The sequence below is a fragment of the Alloactinosynnema sp. L-07 genome, from assembly GCF_900070365.1.
Taxonomy (GTDB): Bacteria; Actinomycetota; Actinomycetes; order Mycobacteriales; family Pseudonocardiaceae; genus Actinokineospora.
On the sequence record NZ_LN850107.1, the window covers coordinates 2,685,336 to 2,704,022 of the forward strand.

General features: G+C 69.0%; 17 protein-coding genes. 6 read left to right on the top strand and 11 right to left on the bottom strand.

The window, feature by feature from the left end; translation table 11 throughout:
• The first annotated feature begins 140 nt into the window (after positions 1–140).
• Positions 141–1,583, top strand: coding sequence for a PhoX family phosphatase (locus tag BN1701_RS11915; RefSeq protein ID WP_054048307.1), 1,443 nt, complete (start codon positions 141–143; stop codon positions 1,581–1,583).
• 70 nt (positions 1,584–1,653) lie between these two features.
• On the opposite strand, the gene BN1701_RS11920 is transcribed toward BN1701_RS11915, so the two are convergent.
• On the bottom strand, positions 1,654–2,697 hold the full coding sequence (locus BN1701_RS11920) for a helix-turn-helix transcriptional regulator (protein ID WP_054048309.1): 1,044 nt from the start codon (positions 2,695–2,697) through the stop codon (positions 1,654–1,656).
• Between the two features lie 87 nt (positions 2,698–2,784).
• On the opposite strand from BN1701_RS11920, the gene BN1701_RS11925 reads away from it, so the two are divergent.
• Together BN1701_RS11925 and BN1701_RS11930 are read left to right on the top strand one after the other, a co-directional pair.
• On the top strand, positions 2,785–3,237 hold the full coding sequence (locus BN1701_RS11925) for a cupin domain-containing protein (RefSeq protein ID WP_054048312.1): 453 nt from the start codon (positions 2,785–2,787) through the stop codon (positions 3,235–3,237).
• Entirely contained in the window at positions 3,234–3,638 is a 405-nt protein-coding gene (locus BN1701_RS11930) for a DUF1304 domain-containing protein (protein ID WP_054055797.1), read from the top strand. The genes BN1701_RS11925 and BN1701_RS11930 overlap by 4 nt, the downstream gene beginning before the upstream one ends.
• Here the strand turns inward: BN1701_RS11930 and BN1701_RS11935 are convergent.
• From BN1701_RS11935 to BN1701_RS11950, 4 genes are read right to left on the bottom strand one after another with little or no spacing between them, the layout of a single operon-like run.
• Positions 3,635–4,795: a trypsin-like peptidase domain-containing protein gene (locus BN1701_RS11935; RefSeq protein ID WP_054048315.1), complete on the bottom strand. Its 1,161-nt coding sequence runs from the start codon at positions 4,793–4,795 to the stop codon at positions 3,635–3,637. The genes BN1701_RS11930 and BN1701_RS11935 overlap by 4 nt on opposite strands.
• A complete protein-coding gene (locus BN1701_RS11940; protein ID WP_054048316.1) occupies positions 4,792–7,827 on the bottom strand; it encodes an ATP-binding protein in 3,036 nt (1,011 codons plus the stop codon). The genes BN1701_RS11935 and BN1701_RS11940 overlap by 4 nt, the downstream gene beginning before the upstream one ends.
• The gene (locus BN1701_RS11945) at positions 7,827–8,885 is read right to left on the bottom strand and encodes a hypothetical protein (protein ID WP_054048318.1); all 1,059 of its coding nucleotides are present in this window, start codon (positions 8,883–8,885) and stop codon (positions 7,827–7,829) included. The genes BN1701_RS11940 and BN1701_RS11945 overlap by 1 nt, the downstream gene beginning before the upstream one ends.
• 13 nt (positions 8,886–8,898) lie before the next feature.
• Positions 8,899–9,921 (bottom strand): hypothetical protein, encoded by a 1,023-nt coding sequence (locus BN1701_RS11950; protein WP_054048320.1) that lies wholly within the window; start codon positions 9,919–9,921, stop codon positions 8,899–8,901.
• 135 nt (positions 9,922–10,056) lie between these two features.
• On the opposite strand from BN1701_RS11950, the gene BN1701_RS11955 reads away from it, so the two are divergent.
• Positions 10,057–10,599, top strand: coding sequence for a class I SAM-dependent methyltransferase (locus BN1701_RS11955; RefSeq protein WP_054048321.1), 543 nt, complete (start codon positions 10,057–10,059; stop codon positions 10,597–10,599).
• Here the strand turns inward: BN1701_RS11955 and BN1701_RS11960 are convergent.
• The 3 genes from BN1701_RS11960 to BN1701_RS11970 all read right to left on the bottom strand — a co-directional run bounded on the left by BN1701_RS11960 (position 10,592) and on the right by BN1701_RS11970 (position 13,782).
• The gene (locus BN1701_RS11960; RefSeq protein ID WP_054048324.1) at positions 10,592–11,458 is read right to left on the bottom strand and encodes a carbohydrate ABC transporter permease; all 867 of its coding nucleotides are present in this window, start codon (positions 11,456–11,458) and stop codon (positions 10,592–10,594) included. The two genes, BN1701_RS11955 and BN1701_RS11960, sit on opposite strands and share 8 nt — an antisense overlap.
• Positions 11,455–12,426 carry a carbohydrate ABC transporter permease gene (locus BN1701_RS11965; RefSeq protein ID WP_082859801.1) on the bottom strand — a complete coding sequence of 324 codons (972 nt, stop codon included), beginning with the start codon at positions 12,424–12,426 and terminating at the stop codon, positions 11,455–11,457. Before BN1701_RS11965 ends, BN1701_RS11960 begins: the two co-directional genes overlap by 4 nt.
• A gap of 69 nt (positions 12,427–12,495) precedes the next feature.
• Positions 12,496–13,782 (bottom strand): ABC transporter substrate-binding protein, encoded by a 1,287-nt coding sequence (locus BN1701_RS11970; RefSeq protein ID WP_054048326.1) that lies wholly within the window; start codon positions 13,780–13,782, stop codon positions 12,496–12,498.
• A gap of 246 nt (positions 13,783–14,028) precedes the next feature.
• Between BN1701_RS11970 and BN1701_RS11975 the strand changes: the two genes are divergently transcribed.
• Together BN1701_RS11975 and BN1701_RS11980 are read left to right on the top strand one after the other, a co-directional pair.
• A complete protein-coding gene (locus BN1701_RS11975) occupies positions 14,029–15,105 on the top strand; it encodes an ABC transporter ATP-binding protein (RefSeq protein ID WP_054048328.1) in 1,077 nt (358 codons plus the stop codon).
• Between the two features lie 62 nt (positions 15,106–15,167).
• Positions 15,168–15,890, top strand: a complete 723-nt coding sequence (locus BN1701_RS11980) for a maleylpyruvate isomerase family mycothiol-dependent enzyme (protein WP_054048330.1) — start codon at positions 15,168–15,170, stop codon at positions 15,888–15,890.
• On the opposite strand, the gene BN1701_RS11985 is transcribed toward BN1701_RS11980, so the two are convergent.
• Genes BN1701_RS11985 through BN1701_RS34215 form a run of 3 tightly spaced genes read right to left on the bottom strand, consistent with a single transcriptional unit; the run spans position 15,887 to position 18,682 of the window.
• A complete protein-coding gene (locus BN1701_RS11985) occupies positions 15,887–17,137 on the bottom strand; it encodes a cyclopropane-fatty-acyl-phospholipid synthase family protein (RefSeq protein WP_231949573.1) in 1,251 nt (416 codons plus the stop codon). The two genes, BN1701_RS11980 and BN1701_RS11985, sit on opposite strands and share 4 nt — an antisense overlap.
• Positions 17,137–18,510 carry an FAD-binding oxidoreductase gene (locus BN1701_RS11990; protein WP_054048335.1) on the bottom strand — a complete coding sequence of 458 codons (1,374 nt, stop codon included), beginning with the start codon at positions 18,508–18,510 and terminating at the stop codon, positions 17,137–17,139. The genes BN1701_RS11985 and BN1701_RS11990 overlap by 1 nt, the downstream gene beginning before the upstream one ends.
• Positions 18,491–18,682 carry a DUF397 domain-containing protein gene (locus BN1701_RS34215; RefSeq protein ID WP_082859802.1) on the bottom strand — a complete coding sequence of 64 codons (192 nt, stop codon included), beginning with the start codon at positions 18,680–18,682 and terminating at the stop codon, positions 18,491–18,493. The genes BN1701_RS11990 and BN1701_RS34215 overlap by 20 nt, the downstream gene beginning before the upstream one ends.
• Between the last annotated feature and the right edge of the window lie 5 nt (positions 18,683–18,687).

Sequence of the window (18,687 nt, forward strand, 5' to 3'; positions counted from 1 at the left end):
CAGGTCCCTGCATCGCTGGGCGAAGCCGGACAGTTACCCACCGAATGGCCTAACTTGACTGATCCTCACGAGTACGAACTGGGGGCGAACGACCGGTTGCCGACCGGCGGCGCGAGGCGCACGATCGGTCGATGGTGGAAATGGATCGACGTTCTGTTCTGCGCGGGGCCGTCGCAGGCGCACTGTTCGGCGGCCCCTTCGCCGGTTTCGTGACCAGGGCCGCGGCCACCCCCGCCGCCGCGCACGAACTCGGCCCCATCCCGGACCTGCGGGACGGCATCGTGCGGCTGTGGCTGCCGCAGGGCTTCCAGTACCGCTCGTTCCACGACACCGAGTCCGCGGTGATCCTCGACGACGGCACCCGACTGCCCGGCAGGCACGACGGCATGGGCTCGTTCCACGGGCACGGGGGCAACTACCTGCTGGTCCGCAACCACGAGATCAACAACGCCGGCCCAGCGTTCGGCGACCGGACCAAGGCCTACGACCCGATGGCCCAGGGCGGCACCACGACCATCGAGGTGACCCGGTTCGGCGAGGTCGTGCGGTCGCACACCAGCCTCAACGGCACCCAGATGAACTGTTCCGGCGGCCAGATGCCGTGGGATTCGTGGATCAGCTGCGAGGAGACCGTCAACGGCCCCGACGTCGGCCCCGACTTCACCGGCGGCCCGAACACCGCCCTGACCCAGCGTCACGGCTTCGTCTTCGACGTACCGTCGCACGGCACGTCCGATCGGCAGCCGATCACCGCGGCGGGCCGCTTCGCCCACGAGTCGGTCGCCTACGACCCCAAGGGTGGGTACCTGTACCTGACGGAGGACGACTTCAGCTTCCCGTCGGGCTTCTACCGCTACAAGCCGCGCCGGGATCCACTTCGGACCGGCAAGCTGGACAACGACGGCCACCTGCAGATGCTGCGGGTCAAGGGAACCCCCAACGCCGACCTGGCCGCGGCACAGGAGCCACACGCGATGTACAAAGTGGACTGGGTCGACATCGACGACCCCGACCCCACCTTCCCGTACACCCCCGGCGTCCCGGCCCCGACCTCCAACAACACCGCCCTGACCCACGTCGCCCGGCAAGGCTGGGCCCAGGGAGCGGCGTACTTCTCCCGTCTGGAGGGATCGGTCTACGACGACGAGGTCGTGTACTTCACCTCCACCCAGGGCGGCGGGCCCGCGGAGACGTCGATCGGCCCGATCGCCGACGGCTACGGCAACGGCACCGGACAGATCTGGGCGTATCACACCCATTCGAGGATGCTGCGGCTGTTGTTCCAGTCGCCCGGCGCGGACGTGCTCGACTTCCCGGACAACGTGACCACCAGCAAGCGGGGAACGCTGGTGCTGTGCGAGGACAACGTCAACGACAACTTCATCCGTGGCCTCACCCGCGGCGGGCAGTTGTTCGACATCGCGCTGAATCGCTTGGTGAGCAACACGGGAGCGCCTCGGTTCAATGATGAGTTCGCTGGGTCGACCTTCAGTCCGGACGGGCATACCCTCTTCGTCAACATCCAGGCTAGCCGCGGTCTGACTTTCGCGATTTGGGGGCCATGGCACAAGATCGGTGTCTAGAAACCCGTGGGCCTGCTTGGGCTTGTGGGTGCCTGTTGGGTGCGTTGCGTATGCCCTCGGTCGTCGGTTGCTACAGGCGGGCGTCGTAGTCCTCCGGGCAGAGCTTCGCGACCAGTTCGCCGCGGCTGCGGACGGCGACCTTGCCGAACACCGACTTCAGGTGGTCCTGCACCGTGTGCGCGGTGATCGCGAGGCGGTGCGCGATGTCCGAAGTGGACCGACCGGCGATCACCTCGTGGCACACCTCCCGCTCGCGGGAGGTCAGGCTGTACGCGGCGAACAGCAGGCTCAGTAGTTCGACGCCCGCCGCGCGTTCGATGGTCACGACCGTCTCGTCGCTGTCCTCACCAGCGATGAGCCGGTCGGCCTGGAACAGGATCCAGCCGCCGTAGGCGTCGCGGACCCTGGCCCGGAATGTGCCCGACACCGAGGACCGGGCGCCGACGACCACCGCGCGCAGCATCACGCCGAAGCGGCCGGGGGCTACCTCGTCCAGTTCCGTTCGCCACGCCTCCGCCGCGGCGGTGGCCGCCCTGGGCTGCCCGGACCGGGTGACGACGACGATCGCGGGTGCGCCGCGTGGGCGTGCGCTGCGAGACCGGGACGCCAGGCGGGTCGCGGTGGCGAGGGCGGGGGCCACGGAGGTGACGAACTCGACCTCGCGGTCGCTGAACTCGCCCCGGCGGACCATCCCGGCGGCGCCCCAGCAGGTGCCGTCGGCCCGGAATACCGCACGCAGCTCGAAGTCCAGGCCGAGCGGTCGCCACACCTCGTTGACCCGGCCGCTGCGTTCGATGTCGCGGCGCTCCAGGTCGGACAGGCGGGCCACCGGGACCGGCCGCTGGGCCAGTTCGGCGAAGGTGTGTGGCTCGGTGCCGTCGTACTCGTAGGTGGCCAGCAGTGGCTCGTACCGCTGCGGGATGCGGGCCGCGCCGCTGGTCATCGAGCTGATGGTGGCGGTGTCGGGGTCCATCGACGCCCAGCAGGTCAGGTCGGTGGGCACGACCCGGTCGACCAGCTCGATCGCGGCCGCGTGCAGCTCGGCGACGCCGAGGCCCGCCTTGGCCAGCGCGGCGATGTCACGCTGGGCGCTGAGCGCCAGTCCCTCCCACATGGACCGAGTATGCGCGCCGCCGTCCGCGGGCGGCATCCCACAATTACGGGATGGATCGGCCGGTGCCGGGTTCCTAGCTTCGAGTTCATGAAGACACATCTGAGCACCGCGGGCGAGGGCCAGGAGTTGGACTCGTCCGACGCGAAAGTCACCGTGAAGGTGGACGCCGAGCACACCGACGGCGCCTACGAGCTGTTCGAGGTCGACGCCCCGCGCGGGCCGACCGTGCCGCCGCACGGCACGCCATGGCCCAAGTCGTTCTACATCCTGCACGGCCGCATGGCCGTCTACGTCGACGGCGAGATCTACGACGTGGGTCCGGGCGCCTCGATCACCATCCCGCCTGGGGCGATGCACACCTTCACGGTGCACACCCCGTCGGTGAAGTTCCTCGCCATCAGCCTGACCGACGCCATGGGCCGCTTCTTCCGCGACGTCGACCAGACCGTGCCCCCTGGCACCCCGCTGGAGCAGGCCGCACCGTTGCTGCGGGACATCGTCGGACGGCACGGCCTCACGCTGTCGGAGTGGCCGTCATGAACGTCGTCGCCCAGGTCTTCGCCGGGATCGGCGCGCTGGTCCACCTGCTGGCGTGGGTGTGGGAGTCGTTCCTGTTCCGGCGGCCGAGTATCCACAAGGGACTCTTCAAGGTGCCCACCGAGGACGTGCCCGCCGTGCTGCTGTGGTCGTTCAACGTGGGCTTCTACAACCTGTTGCTCGGCTCGGGCACGGTCATCGGCCTGATCGCGCTGAACACCGGCGACGAGGTGGTCGGCAGGACCCTGGTCCTCTACACCTGCGGCTTCATGGCGGTGGCGGGCGTGGTGCTGCTCATCTCCGACCGGTTGGGTCTGAGCAGGCCCAAGGGCAGCGGATTGGCGGGGTTCCTCTCGCAGTCCGTGCCGCCCGTGGTCGTTTTCGTCGCCACGGCGGTGTCCTAGACCTGCCCGGCCAGCACCTCGCCGTGCACGAGGGGGTGGTGCGCGGCGAGGTGTTCCATGATCTTGCCGATCGGGGTGCCGTAGTTCTCCTGGTTGATCGTGCGCCCCCACACCGACACGCTGCTGCCGGGCGGGATCGTCTTGAACCCCCGGTGCAGCGCCGCGACGAACCAAGCGTCGTCGCAGATCGGGGAGCCGGACGAGCCGCCCGCGGTGTCGGTCAGGTAGCTGAGGCGCTCGGCGGTGCCGGAGACGACGAAGTTGTTCCGGAAGCCCAGCCGCATCGGCAGCCCGCCGGGGTGCTGCAGGACGTTCACGCGTTCCTGTAGCGCCCGTTCCTGCGGCTTGAGGATCGGGCTCGTCCGCAACCGCAGCGGTTTGCGGGCACCCGTGGGCAGCCGCAGGATCGCGTAGTCCAGATCCTTGTCGCTGGCCAGGCACTCGACCGCGGCGACGGCCTGGACCGTGGCGCCCGCGTCGTAGAAGTCGAACAGGGCGCGGGTTCCCTTGCCTTGCAGGTCGAAGTCGGCCCGCGGGGCGTCGCCCTCGGTGGGCAGTCGCGCGTTGATGACGTGGAAGTTGGTGATCAGCAGGTCCGGTCCGATCAGCCAGCCGGTGCCGTTGCCGAGGTCGGGGGCGTTACCGGCCAAAGTGGACGGTATGCCGCCGAAGTGCCGGTGCACCAACAGTTTCGCCACCGAGCGGGACACCTCGGTGCCCGAGTGCAGGAATCCGACGTCGAGGGTGTCGTCCTCGAAGATGACCACTTCGAGTTCGCCGTCGACGCCGGGCAGCGTGTCGACGTCCATCGGCGCGGCGGGCGCGTCGATCGCCATGGCCGAGCCATCGATCTCGACGACCTCCAGCGCGCGCCGGAACACCAGTTCCTCGGGGCGCCCGGCCGCCAGCAGGACGGCTTTGTCCAACCACAGCCGCAGCGGGTTCTGCCCGGACAGCAGCGCCCTGGTGGTGTTCATCCGGCTGGTCAGTGTGATCAGCCGGGCCGCAGGCGTGCCACCCTGGGTCGCGGTGGCGACGAACACGGGCGAGATGTCGGCGGTCAGCGCCGCCATCTCCCCTTCACTGGCGAACCCGCAGGCCAGAGCGGCTTGCTGGACCTTGGTCAGCTCGGCCGGGGTGAGGTGCGCGAAGGTCATGACAGGCTCCTGCCGTCAGCGGGTCGCACGAGGGTGTCCACGACCACCGACCGCGATCGGATCGGGTCGTTCGCCCAGTCCAGGCCGACCGCGATGGCCTTGCCGGTGCGTCCCGAGCGCATCACGAGCCGGGCCAGCTCGGTGTGGTCGGCGCGGCGGGTCAGGCCCACCTCGTCGGCGAGGGCGTCGATCGCGGGCTGGGCGCCGGTGGAGGTCAGGTCGAGCAGCCGGGCCAGCGCGAAGGGGTCTTCCTGGAACACTCCCCCATCGGTCTCGGTCTGGTCGCCGACCTGGGCGGCGGCGTGGTGCAGGACGCGGCCGTCGAGGTCGCCCGCCGCGTGCAGCACGCGTTTGACCAGTTCAGGGTGGCCGAGCAGGGACGCCCGAGACAGGTGGGTGAACCGGGTGGCCAGTTCATCGGCGAGTTCCTCGGCCTTGTCCTGGTCGAACGACCGCAGCACCTGGACCGCGTCGGCCAGCACACCGACACCGCGCTCCGGGTCGCCGAGCAGGTCGCACGACGTCACCGCCCACTCGGCGGCCGTCACCACCCCGAAGCTGTCGTTCAGCGCGCCGCACACCGCGACGGCCTGGGCGGCCAACTCGGCCTGCGCGAGCCGGTCCCGTGCCTCGACCGCCGACGCGGTGCCGACCTGGATCACGCTCGACGCGCCGTTGGGGTCGCCGCTCAGCAGCCGCGCCTTGGCCTCGACGGCGTAGAGCCTGCTGCCGGGCAGGCGGGCGGACCGCTCGGCCAGGACCGCGAGCGCGTCGGCCGGACTGTCCGACGACAGCCAGGACAACGCCCGGCCCAGCGCGTCGGCCTCCCAGTCCTCCTGGTCCCAGTCGGAGCGGTCCTCGTCGGCGGTCGGGTTCACCCTGCGTTCCAGCCAGGTCCTCGCCCGGCGCGGCAGCAGCTCGCCGAGCGCGGGTTCGAGGGACTGGCGCAGGACCGGGTCCCACAGCTTGTCGAGTTCGCGCGGGTCCTGCCCCGACACCAGCCGGTGATACAGCTCCTCGGCGCGGTCGCGCGTGCGGTAGTAGTCGATCGCCCGGCGGTGGATCTCGGCCACGGTCGCCGCGCGCTGCGGCTCGTCGAGCAGGCTGCGCAGCATCAGCCTGCGCACGTCCTGCCGGTGGCTCACCGCGTTGGGCCCCTCGCGGTCGAACATTCCGACCTCGAACAGCAGCTTGTCGAAGATCTCCGACGCCCGATCCGGGTCAAGGCCGCAGGGCTCGGCCAGGACTTTGCGCAGCACATCGACGTCGATGCGCCGCACCGCGAGCCCCGGATAGGCGACCTTCACGACCTCGACGTCACGGATGTGGCCGAGGACGCGCGCGTAGAGCATCCCTTGGACCTGCTCCAGCGCGACGCCGGTCAGGACGTCGGCGCGCGCGGCGATGTCGCCGAACGCCGCGTTCGCCGAGCCGGAGCGGGCCAGCGCGTTGGCGGCCAGCCGCAGGGTCAGCGGGTTGCCGCCGAACTTGTCCACGATCAGCTCGCGCAGGTAGGCGTCGGCCACTCCGAGTCCTTCGAGCACGGCTTCGGCGGCGCGGTCGTCCAGGTCGCCCAGCGGCAGGTCGAGGGGGTCGCCGAAGCCGGTCAGCCGGGCTGGTTTGCCGCGCCCGGAGACGATGAGCCGCATGTCGGGCAGCGCGGTGACGAGCTGGGACAGGAAGTCGTCCAGGTCGCGCAGCGCGCCCGGCCCCTTCGCCTGGACCTGCTCGAACGTGTCGAGGAAGAGGACCAGCGGCGGGGTGTAGCCCGGTGGGCCGTGCAGGTCGCGCACCCGGAACAGCCGGTCGGACAGCACCCGGATCATCCCGTCGAGGTCCAGGTCCAGGTCGACAGCCAGGATCGTCGACGCCCGCTCGATGTCGATGCGGCCCGTGAGGTCCTCCAGCGCGGCGAACTCGCGGGCCTCGTCGGTGGTCGCGTACAGCAGGCGCAGCTGCTCGGCGATCTGGCGCAGCAGCCCGGCGGGGTCGCGCGGGTCGTTGCGGATCCAGTCGAAGTCGAGATAGACGAACGGGGTCGGCCACCGCTGGGCCGCCAGTTCGAGGTCGAGCAGGATCTTGCCCAGCAGGCTCGTCTTGCCGACGCCGCCCGGCCCGTACAGGCACAGCGCGTTCTTGACGACCATGCCGCGGACGAACCAGTCCACCGTCTTGAGTTCGGACTCGCGGCCCTGGAAGTGGGGGCCGACCAGCGCGGCGAGCGGGTCGAGCAGATCGCGGCGGGTCAGGGTCGCTTCCAGCAGCGCGCGGACGTCGGGATCGACGATGTCGGTCTCGACCAGCCACCCCATGACGACGGAGTACTCCTCCAGGTCCTTGCTCCGCATCTCATTGGGTGCCAGGGGATCGCCCGCGACGAGCGTCCGCAGTTTGTCCCTTTTGGAATCCTCGATGTGTGGATTGGCGTCCAGCGCGACGGCGAGTGAGTCGGTGCGCCACAAGTGGTTCAGGCACCGGACGCGCACCGGCTCGTCGAGGAGCCACCGACCGTCGAGGTTCGGGTGGACGAACCCGCTGAGCGTGGTGATCGCCGACGACGCCACGGGCTCCAACGGCCGCAGTTCGCTCGGCGGGAACGCGCCGAACACCGCGGCGGCGGTGGTCCACGGCCGGTGGGTGTCATCGAGCGGGTCGGGCGGCGCAGTGGGCGTGATGTCGTCCAGAGCGCGGCTCAGGGACGCGGCGAACTCGGCGAACTCGGCGGGCACCGGCTCCGGAACGTCGGTGTCGGGGACGGTGAACGACTCGTCCCGGTAGAACCGCGCGACCTGCTCGATGTCCGCCGTCCGCTCCGGATTGCGCCTGACCAGCGCCAAGAACAACCGGTCGCTCGCCAGGCCCGCGCGGTCGAGATCCCTGGCGAGATTGCGCAGCGACGACCGGCGCGATCCGCCCTTCTCATGCGGGCGGGCCGACAACGGCAGCTTCTCCACGACCAGGAACCGCTCCAATTCCTGTGGGTCGGTGAACAGCACCGACAGCAGCTCGGCGAGCCGCTCGCCGTCGTCCATCATTTCGCTTCCAACAGTTCGTGCCGCGCCACGACGCAGCGTTCGGCGATGACCGCCAGCCGCATCGCGGGCGCCGGGGCGGCCCGGTCGACCTTCTCCATCACGATGCTCGCGGCCAAGGCGTAGAGCCGCGCGTCCTTGCCGGGCACGGCGGCGGCCAGCCAGCCCGCGATCTCCTGGGCCCCGATGTCGGGCAGGGTGAACCGGGCGTCGATCTCGGGCTTGTTCGGCAGCTCCACCGCGGTGAAGTCGGCCAGCACCGTCACTTTGAGCTTCTTCGCCAGGTCCGGGTCCGTCCGGACCAGGCGCATGAGTTCGTCCAGGAATGTCCACACCCCGTCGTCGAGGTTGGGCCGGACCACGTTGGCCACGAACCAGACCCGGTTCGTGCCCAGCAGCGCCTTGCGGGCCAGTTCGGCGGCGATGTCGACCGACCGCCGGTCCGGGACCCGGCTCACCGGGTTCGTCGGCTCGCCGGGGATGCCCAGCCGCCGCCACAGCTTGCGCGCCAGGTGCGGCACGACCTGGTCGGTGTCCAGGCGAAGCAGGTGCTCGACCATCGGTTGGAACTTCCCGGCGCGGGTCGCGCGGTACTCGATGTAGTGGCTCATCGTAAGCTTGCCGTGGCCTGCGGGCGCCTCGACGGTGACCGCGGGGAATCCGCCGCCCTCCGCCATCTCACACAGCGCGGCGCGCAGCCGGTCCCGGTTGGCGAAGGGCGACTCCATCGACTCCGGGGGCATCCACACCGGGTCGATGTCGCCGCCCTCCCACTCGATCTCGCCATGGGTGACCCGGTGGACGATCTTGTGGACGTCTCCCAACTCGCCCACCGGGTCGACGGTCATCAGGACGTGCGCGAACATCTCCACGGTCGGTCTCCGCAAGGCCTCGCGAAGCAGACCCTCCGCGTACTGGAAGGCATTGGGCTGGTCCGGCGTGGCGCGGACGAGGTCGGGTCCGAAAAGGACCACCACGGCGTCGTAGTCCTTGTTCGCGCCGATGAACCTGGCGACCATACCCGCCAACTCCAGGCGCTGCCCTTTGGTCAGGAGCATTCGGCCCCTCCCGCTACGCGTTGACCAGACCGTTGAGCAGCTCGACCACGCGTGCCTCGAACGGCGAGCGTTCGATGCCCGCCTCGTCGCCCATCTTGTCCAGCGCCGCACCCGCCCTGGTCTTGATGTCGGACATGCCCTCCTCGGTGTGCGGATAGATCAGCCGCAGGCCCCGCTTGTCGCCATCGGAGAGGTCCTCGCCGTTGCCGGTCGGCCCGCACGGGCTCGGCGACGTCTTGTAGAAGAACGCCTGGAACTGGTACAGCATCACCGAATCGGTGTCGAACGGCCCGGCGATCACGTCCGGCGACTCGACGGTGCGCAGGTTGTGGTCGACCTTGCCCCGCGACCACCGGTTCGGCGGCCCCGCCAGGTAGGTGTAGATCCCGGGTCGGCGGCCCGCCGGATCGGGGACGAACACCCCGCGCGCGTCCGTGGTCGGGACGTAGCCAGGGTCGTCCTCCCAGCGGAACTCGTCCTTACACGGCCCGCGCATGTTCTGGTGGGAGTGGTGGAAGGCGAGGGCGTGCATGAACTCGTGGCGCGCGGTGCCCTTCCACCGAGCGGGCCGCTGGGTGGCGAAACCGCCGAGGTTGAGGCTGCGCTGCCCGGGTCCGCCACCGATGCCGTTGGCCGGGTCGCTGATGTTCGGGTCGTTGCTGTCGGTGCCGACCAGCGACCAGAACCCGCCCTTGTCGAAGCTGACCTGGATGTCGGCGACCCGCGCGGTGTCGGTCGTCTTCCACCGCCGGAACTTGCCGTTGACCAGCCCGAAGTCCAGTTCGAGGTGGCACGCGTCGGTGATCTGCTTGGTCGCGTCGACGATGTCCTGGTGCAAGGCGGTGTCCCCGTCGAGGAACGCGACCTTCACCGCTGATCCTGGCCGCCAGCGGGCCAGGTCGGAGATCAGGAACTCCAGCCCGCCGCCCTGCTCGGCGACTCGCTTGCGCCAGGCGTCGCGGACCTCCATGGCCGCGACCACCGCATCCGGCAGTGACTCCAGCATCGGGTCGAGCACCGGTTCCGCTCCGTCCACAGCCGCCTCCGAGATTTTGAGCCCCAGAACGCTTCGTATTAGTACGTGTCGCTGCGGCGGGGCACCCGGTTAGCCTCATCCGATGATGCCGAACGGGTGAATCGCCGCTGGGTAGCCGCCGGTTACTCTCCGAGTATGACTGTTTGGGACGGCGACGCCTACCAGCGCAAGTTCGACCAGCTCGCGGCCGAGGGCACCGACGTGCACGGCGAGGCCACCTTCGTCCGCGCCTACTCCCCCACCACCGTGCTCGACGCGGGCTGCGGAACCGGCCGCGTGGGCGTCGAACTAGCCCGCCACGGCATCGAAGTCGTGGGCGCCGACATCGACTCCTCCATGCTGACCACCGCCCGCGACCGCGCCCCGCGCGTCACCTGGGTCGAGTCCGACCTCACCGAACTGGACCTTGGCCGGGTGTTCGACGTCGTGGTCATGGCGGGCAACGTCCCGCTGTTCACCCCTCCCGGCACCCAGGCCGCCCTGGTCGCGGGCGTGGCCCGACACTTGGCACCTGGCGGCCTGCTCATCGCGGGCTTCAGCCTCGACCGCGGCTACACCGCCGCCGACTACGACGAGCACGCCGCGGCCGCGGGCCTGCGTCTGGTCGAGCGCTACGCGACCTGGGACCGCGAGCCGTTCACCGACGGCGACTACGCGGTCTCAGTCCACGCTATTTGACGCCACCGGCGGTCAGCCCGGCGACGATCCGGCGCTGGAACAGCAGCACCAGGATGACCAGTGGGATGGTCACGATGACGCCCGCCGCCATCTGGGTGCCGAAGGGTGCGTCGAATTGGGTGGTGCCGGTGAACTGGCTGGTGATGACGGGAGCGGTCTTGAGTTCCTTCTTGTTGACCACCGACAGCGCGATGATGAATTCGTTCCAGGCGGCGATGAAGGTGATGATCGCGGTGGTGAACACACCCGGCGCGGCGAGCGGGAGGATCACCTTTCGGAATGCCTGTGCCGGGGAGCAGCCGTCGATCTGCGCGGCTTCCTCCAGCTCGATCGGCATCTGGCGGAAGAACGCGGTCAGATTCCACACCGCCAGCGGCAGGGCGAAGCTCATGCTGGGCACGATCATCGCCTGGTAGGTGTTGATCCAGCCGATGCCGCTGAACAGTTCCAGCAGTGGGATGAGCAGTGAGATGCCGGGGAACATGCTGGTGGTGATGATGACGGCGAGGACGAGGTTCTTGAACTTGAAGTCCAAGCGGGCCAAGGCATACGCGGTCAGGGTGCCGATCAGCAGCACGAGGACGGTGGTGACGCCGGCGACGAGGAAGCTGTTGCCCAGGGCGCGGAGGAAGCCGTTGTTCGCCGAGAACGCGGCCTCATAGGAGTCGGTCGACGCGGGCGATGGGAGGGCCGAGGAGTCGAAGATGTCGTTGGTGCGGCGCAGGCTGGACACCAGCATCCAGTAGAACGGCGCCAGGCAGTAGATCACGATCGCGGCGATGCCCACGTAGGGCAGCCACGCCCAGCCGCTGCGCTTGGGCTTGGCCAGGGCGGGCCGGGTCACGGTCGCGGCGGTCATCGGTTCCTCCCGGTGCGCGCGCCGACGACATCGGCGCCGAGCAGCTTGACGAACACGAAGGCGACGGCGGCGACGTAGACGAACAGGAACACCGCGTACGCCGAGGCCGGGCCGTACTTGGTGAACTTCACCGCCTCTTCGAAGGCCAGGATCGTGACTGTGTCGGTGGAGTTCTTCCCTGGCCCGATCAAGGTGTAGGGCAGGTCGAACATGCGCAGGGTGTCGAGGATGCGGAACAGCACCGCGACCATCAGCGTCGGCTTGACCAGCGGCAGCGTGACCGACCAGAAGGTCCGCCACGGCGACGCGCCGTCGAGCTTGGCGGCCTCGTAGACCTCGTTGGAGATCACCTGCAGGCCCGCGAGCACGAGCAGCCCGATGAACGGCGCGGTCTTCCAGGTGTCGGCGATGACGACCGCGAGCCAGGCCTGCGGTCCGTCGGTGGTCCACAGGACCGCTTCGCCGGGCAGCAGGTCGTTGGCCACACCGTCGGCCTGGAAGATCCAGCGCCATAGGATGCCCGCGATCGCCGTCGGGACCGCCCACGGCACCAGGATCGACGCGCGGACGAGCGCGCGGCCCTTGAACGCCTTGTGCATCACCAGGGCCATCAGCACGCCGAGGATGATCTCCAGGCCGACCGCGGCGATGGTGAAGCTCGTGGTGTTCCACAGCGCGTTGAGGAAGCGGGCGCCGGTGTCGCCGCGGAACATGTCGGCGAAGTTGTCGATGCCGACGAACTTGTAGCCGGTCTCCAGGATGCCGGTCTCGGGGTCGATGCCCTCGTTGCGCTGGTAGAACGCCAGCCGGACCGCGGCGATGATCGGGTAGGCCACGACGAGGCCGAGCACGATCAGCGTCGGCGACACCAGCAGCCCGGCGAGTTTCCCGACGCCCTCTTTTCGGCTGGTGCGCGGCGGTTTGACCCGCCCAGGCGCCTCCGGCGCCCCAACCGCAGTCGACGACATCGAACCCCTCCTCCTCAACGGCACCGAAGGAAGTGCGGGGACCGGTGAACCGGCCCCCGCGTGCCCGCCCTACTTGGTCAGTTGCTCCAGCTTTGTTTGCAGTGACGCGAGCGCGTCGGCGCTGGTGGTCTCGCCGCTCATCGCCGAGTAAGCCGCCTCCTGGATCGCCGAGGAGACTTCCTGGTACTTGACGACCGCCGGACGCTTCTTCGCCTTCTCGATCGACTTCTTCAGCTCCGTCAGGTACGGGAACTTCGCCACCAGCGCCGGGTCGTCGTAAATCGACGCCCAGGTCGGAGCCTGGCTGGTCTTCTCCAGGTTCTCCCGCTGCTGCTTCTCGTCCACCATGTACTTGATGAACTCGACCGCGGTCTTCTTGTTCTTCGCGAACGAGCTGACGGCGAAGTTGTGCCCGCCCAGGGTCGAGGAGCCCGGCCCGTCCATGCCCGGCAGCGGCGCCACGGCGAACTTGCCCGCGACCTGCGACGAGCCGTCGGTGGCGTTGGCCTTGGCGTACTGGTAGGGCCACTGGCGGTGGAACACCAGCTCACCGGCCTGGAAGGCGCGGCGCCCTTCCTCTTCCTTGAACGTGCGCGCCTTGGCCGCGATCCGGCCGTCCTTGACGCCGTTGACCAGGAAGTCCAGGCCCGCCTTGGCCTTGGCGGTGTTGACGTTGGCCTTGCCGTCGTCGCCGACGACGTCACCACCCGCGGAGTTGACCGCCTCACTGAAGTTGACTGTGAGGCCTTCGTACTTCTCGAACTGACCGGCGTAGCACGAGATCGCGGGGTTCGCCGCGACCACCTTGTCGCACGCCGCGTACATCTCGGCCCACGTCGTCGGCGGCTTGGCGCCCACCGCGTCGAGCAGGTCCTTGCGGTAGTACAGCAGGCCGCCGTCACTGGTCGTCGGGACCGCGTAGAGCTTCTTGAAGTACTTGCCAGTCTCCACGGTCGCGGGCAGGAGCTTGTCCAGCGGGAAGTCCTTCTCCGGCAGTTCCACGATCCACTGGTTCGCCGCGAACTCCGCGGTCCAGATGACGTCGAGGTTGAGCACGGTGTACGCGTCGGACTTCGTCGTCGCGTTCTGCACCATCTGCTGCCGCTGCGCGTCGGCGTCCTCCGGCAGCTCGATGACGGTGACCTTCTCGTTCGGGTGCGCGGAGTTCCACCCGTCGACCTGGTTCTGCAGGTTCCCCGACGTGTCCTTGCCCGTCACCAGGGTGATCGCACCGGTTCCTTCCAGTGCGGCGGGCGTCCCGGCACCGGAACCGCTACCGCCCGAGTCCTCAGTACCGCACGCGCTCAAGACCAGCACAATCGCGGCGGCCAGAGCGGCATTACCTCGCGCAAACACGACACCCTCCAGTGGATCGTCAGACGCTCCCCGAACGCTCGGCACAGCGTTCGGCTTGTGGTGTTACAGGGACTGTTCTCGCAAGTCGCCGGTAAGGGAATGATCAACCAATCCTCGTTATCGTTTCGAGACCCCGCTAGGGGCACGTCGCCGCGCCCCCTAGCCCGCCCACACTGGTGCGACCCGCGAGGATGGGGCATCCTGGGACGCTAAAGTCGCGAAACACGCACGACGGAGGGCACGACGATGGCCAAGGTCGACTTCGATTCCGCGTCGCGGGTGTACCCCGGATCCCCGCCGGTTCGGGCCGTCGACCAGCTCGACCTGTCCATTGAGGACGGCGAGTTCCTGGTGCTGGTCGGACCGTCGGGTTCCGGCAAGTCGACCGCGCTGCGCATGTTGGCGGGCCTGGAGGACGTCAACGAGGGCGCCATCCACATCGGCGACCGCGACGTCACGCACATGCCGCCCAAAGCACGCGACATCGCGATGGTGTTCCAGTCCTATGCGCTGTACCCGCACATGACTGTCGCGCAGAACATGGGCTTCGCGCTCAAGTTGCAGAAGCTGTCGAAGTCGGCTATCGCCGAAAAGGTCGCCGAGGCGGCCAGGCTGCTCGACTTGGAGAAGTATCTGGACCGCAAACCCAAGGCACTGTCCGGCGGCCAGCGCCAGCGTGTCGCCATGGGCCGGGCCATCGTGCGCGATCCCGCAGTGTTCCTCATGGACGAACCACTGTCCAACCTCGACGCCAAGCTGCGCGTCGAGACCCGCGCCAACATCGCCGCGCTGCAACGCAGGCTCGGCACCACCACGATCTACGTCACCCACGACCAGGTCGAGGCGATGACGATGGGTCACCGGGTCGCGGTGCTCAAGGACGGTCTCCTGCAGCAGTGCGACACCCCGCGGGCCCTCTACGACAAGCCCGCCAACGCCTTCGTCGCGGGCTTCATCGGCAGCCCCGCCATGAACCTGCTGACGGTCCCCGTCGGCGACGGCACCTTCCGCATCGGCGACTTCGACGTCCCGCTCCCCCGCGCTGTCAGCGCCGAGACGGTCACCGCGGGCATCCGCCCCGAGTCGCTGACTCTGGCCCCGGCGGGCACCGAGGGCGTCAACCTGGTCGTGGAACTGGTCGAGGAACTCGGCGCCGACGCCCTCGTCCACGCCTCCATCCCCTCGGCCCCGGACGCCCCCCGCGTGGTCATGCGGGTCGACGGCCGCACACCCCCGGCCCTGGCCGAGACCATCACCGCCACCCTGCGTCACCCTGAAGAGATCCACTTCTTCGACGCGCAGTCCGGCGAGCGACTCGACTAGCCGGGACCCCTTCCCGTGATTGACCGCCACCGATTGTCGGTGGCGGTCAATAAGATGGCGGCATGGATTTCGCCGCTGAACTGATCGAGCAGAACCGCCTCCTGGCCGACCTGGCGCGGGCCGCCGACCCGGACACCGAAGTGCCGACTTGCCCCGGCTGGACCCTGCGCCACCTGGTCACCCACATGGGTCGCGGCGACCGCTGGGCCGCCCAGATCAGCCGTGAGCGGGCGCAGGCGCCGATCGACACCAAGTCCGTGGTCGGCGGCAAGGCCCCCGAGGACTGGGACGCGGCGGTCGACTGGCTGGTCGAAGGCCCCCAGGTGCTGATCGCCGGGGTCGCCGCGACCGGGGAGGCGCCGGTGTGGACGTTCACCGGCCCCCGGCCGAGCACGTGGTGGCTGCGGCGCAGGCTGCACGAGGTGGTCGTGCACCGGGCCGACGCGGTGCTCGCGGTCGGTGCGAAGTTCGAGATCGAGCCGGTGATCGCGGCCGACTCGATCTCGGAGTGGCTGTTCCTGGTCGGCCTGCGCGGCACGGGCGTGCTCCCCGAGGGCTCCTCACTGCACCTGCACGCCACCGACACCGAAGGCGAGTGGCTGATCACCACCGACGGCGACAAGATCGTCTGGGAGCAGGCGCACGGCAAGGCCGCCGCCGCGGTCCGCGGGTCGGCGGCCGACATCCTGCTCACGCTGCTGCGCCGCGTCCCCCTTGATGACCGCGTCGAGGTCCACGGCGACTCGGCCGTGATCAAGCACTGGCTGGAGCACACTCCTTTCTAGGAGGCCCAGGTAGGGCGCAGTGGCATGCCGCTGCCGCCCCGCTCATCCACCTTCACGCCGAGCAGCTGGTGCAGTTCCAGTTCGTGCCGGTCGAACGCCAGCTGGGACGCCACCATGTAAAGCGCCCACACCCGAGCCCGCCCGATGCCCGCGTCCCGGACGGCCTCGTCCCAATGGGTGTCGAGGTTGGCGCACCAGGCGGCCAGCGTTCGGGCGTAGTGCTCGCGCAGGTTCTCGTCGTGGCGGATCTCGAACCCGTTGTCCTGCATGGCCGACGCGATATCGCCGACGCCTTCGAGTTCGCCGTCCGGGAAGACATAGCGGTCGAAGAACGGGCCGACGCGATGCGGCGCGCTGGTCGTCGTCCGGGTGATGCTGTGGTTGAGCAGACGGCCGTGGGGACGCAGTTTGCTTGCCAGGAAACGGAAGTAGCCCGGCAGGTTGGCCGCGCCGACGTGCTCGGTGAGGCCGATGGACGACACCGCGTCGAAGTCGGACTCGGTGACATCGCGGTAGTCTTGGTGGCGGACCTCGACCCGGTCGGTGAGCCCCTGGGTCGCGATCTCCTTCTGCGCCCAGAGCGCCTGCTCCCGCGACAGCGTCACGCCGAGGACGTCGACGCCGTAGTGCTTGGCCGCGTGGATGGCCATGGCGCCCCAGCCGCAGCCGACGTCGAGCAGGCGCATGCCCGGTTCGAGGGCGAGTTTGCGGCAGACCAGGTCGAATTTGGTCCACTGCGCCGTTTCCAGGGACGCGTCGTCGGTCGGGTAGCACGCGCAGGTGTAGGCCATGGACGGGCCGAGAACCATCTCGTAGAACCGGTTCGACACGTCGTAGTGGTTCGAGATCGCCACGCTGTCGCGCTGCCGCGAGTGGCGCAGGCCGGTCAGCGTCCGGCGCGCGCGGCCCGGCAGTTCCTCCGGCGGGTGCGGCATCCGGCGCAGGTGGTCGCGGGCGAGTTCCCGCACTAGCTGCAAGCCATCGCGCGTACTGAGGTCGTCCATGATGGGCAGCAGCGCGTCGAGGGTGGCGTAGAGCCCGCCGGTGATCTTGAGGTGGCCGGTGACGTACGCCCGCGCGAGACCGAGTTCACCGGGCGCGGACAGCAGATAGCTGACGGCCTCCGGCGTGGACAGGTCGAGGCGGACCGTTGCGGCGGGATTGCCCGCCGAACTCCCGTCGTAGGCGGTCACCCAGATGTCGCCGTCGGGCGGCAGCAGGGCGACGAATGCGGACGCGACAGTCATCACTTCCCCCTGACACATTTCTCGTACAGGTCCAATAGCCGGTCACCAGGGTCGTACCTGGCTTTCAAGTCTCGATAGGACGGTCCGTTGTAGAGCTTCCAGAACTCGTCCTCAGCGTAGAATCCTTCGGAATAAAGGGACTTTCGGCCACCCAAGTCGGTGACGGTCCGCTCGATGAGCCGGTTGTGCGTGCCGGGCGCCTCGCCGGTGGCCAGCGGGACCGAGGACCAGAAGCCGAAGTTCACGTACAGAGTGTCCGGGTTCATCGTGTAGAGCGGCCACTCGACGGGCGCACGCAGCCGGACCGGACACACCCAGATCGGGCTGATCGGGATCTCCCGGTGGAAGAAGTCCAGGAACTCCGCGGCTCGGTCGACCGGCACCTCGATGTCCTGCACGACCGGCTCGCTGGGCGGCAGCCCCCGCCACCGGTCCACCCGCCGCGACAGGCCGAACCTCCGGTCGAGCGCGACGATCTTCCAGTACACGTCCGACCGCAGGAACCGCCTGCCGAGCACCCTGCGAACGGGCCGCTTCTGCACGCCGAGCGCGGCCGAGCACCAGAACCAGTCGGTGTCCCAACGCCAGAGATAGTCGCGAACGGACAGATAGTCCTCGCCGCGGTGCTGGATCGAGCGGTAGTAGATGTCGAGCCAGGTGTAGTCGCTGGTGTACGGCGCCTGATCGGTGAAGGTGCCGAGAGTCAGGTACTGCTCGTCGGGGCCGAAGATCGTGCCGTCCACGAAGTCGACCGGCTCGCCCGCGTGTTCCCCGGCCGCGCAGACCTCCGCGAGCTGGGCGAAGTACGCGGCGGGGTCGCGGTGGCGCAGGTGGCGGATGTGGACGTACGGGCGGACCGGCTGGAGCTCGATGGTCAGCCGAAGCGCGTAGCCCAGGGTGCCGTAGGAGTTGGGGAAGCCATGGAAGAGGGCGCGGTGTTCGTTGTCCGGCCGCGCGGTGACGACCTGGCCGTCGCCGGTGAGGATGTCCAGTTCGAGGACGGACTCGTGCGGCATCCCGTGGCGGAAGGACGAGGACTCGATCCCGAGACCGGTGACGGCGCCGCCGAGGGTGATGGTTTTGAGCTGGGGCACGACCAGCGGCATGAGGCCGTGCGGGAGGGTGGCGTCCACGAGCTGTTCGTAGGTGACCATGCCCTCGACGTCAGCGGTCCGCGCGACCGGGTCGACGTGGAGGACGTGGGTGAACTCGGCGACGTGCACGGTTCCGGCGCCACGGCGGTGCCGGAACAGGTTCGACGTGCGCTTGGCCAGCCGGATCGACGCGTCCGGAGGCAGCTCGGCCCACCGCGCGCGCAGTCTCCGCACACGGCCCTGGTGCGCGGTCCCCGCGCTAGTGCTGGCGCCCGGCATCCCTCCATTGTTCCACCGCGAGCCGCCAAGCATGCGAATTGAGCACAATCGCAGGTCCAGGGCGTTTGGAATCCCGAACCCCTACTGCCCCACCCACGAACGCCACCTCGACGCAGTCGAGCTGATGATCGCTGAAGCTCGACTTCCGCCACTCAGCGTTACGAAGATCCATTTCGT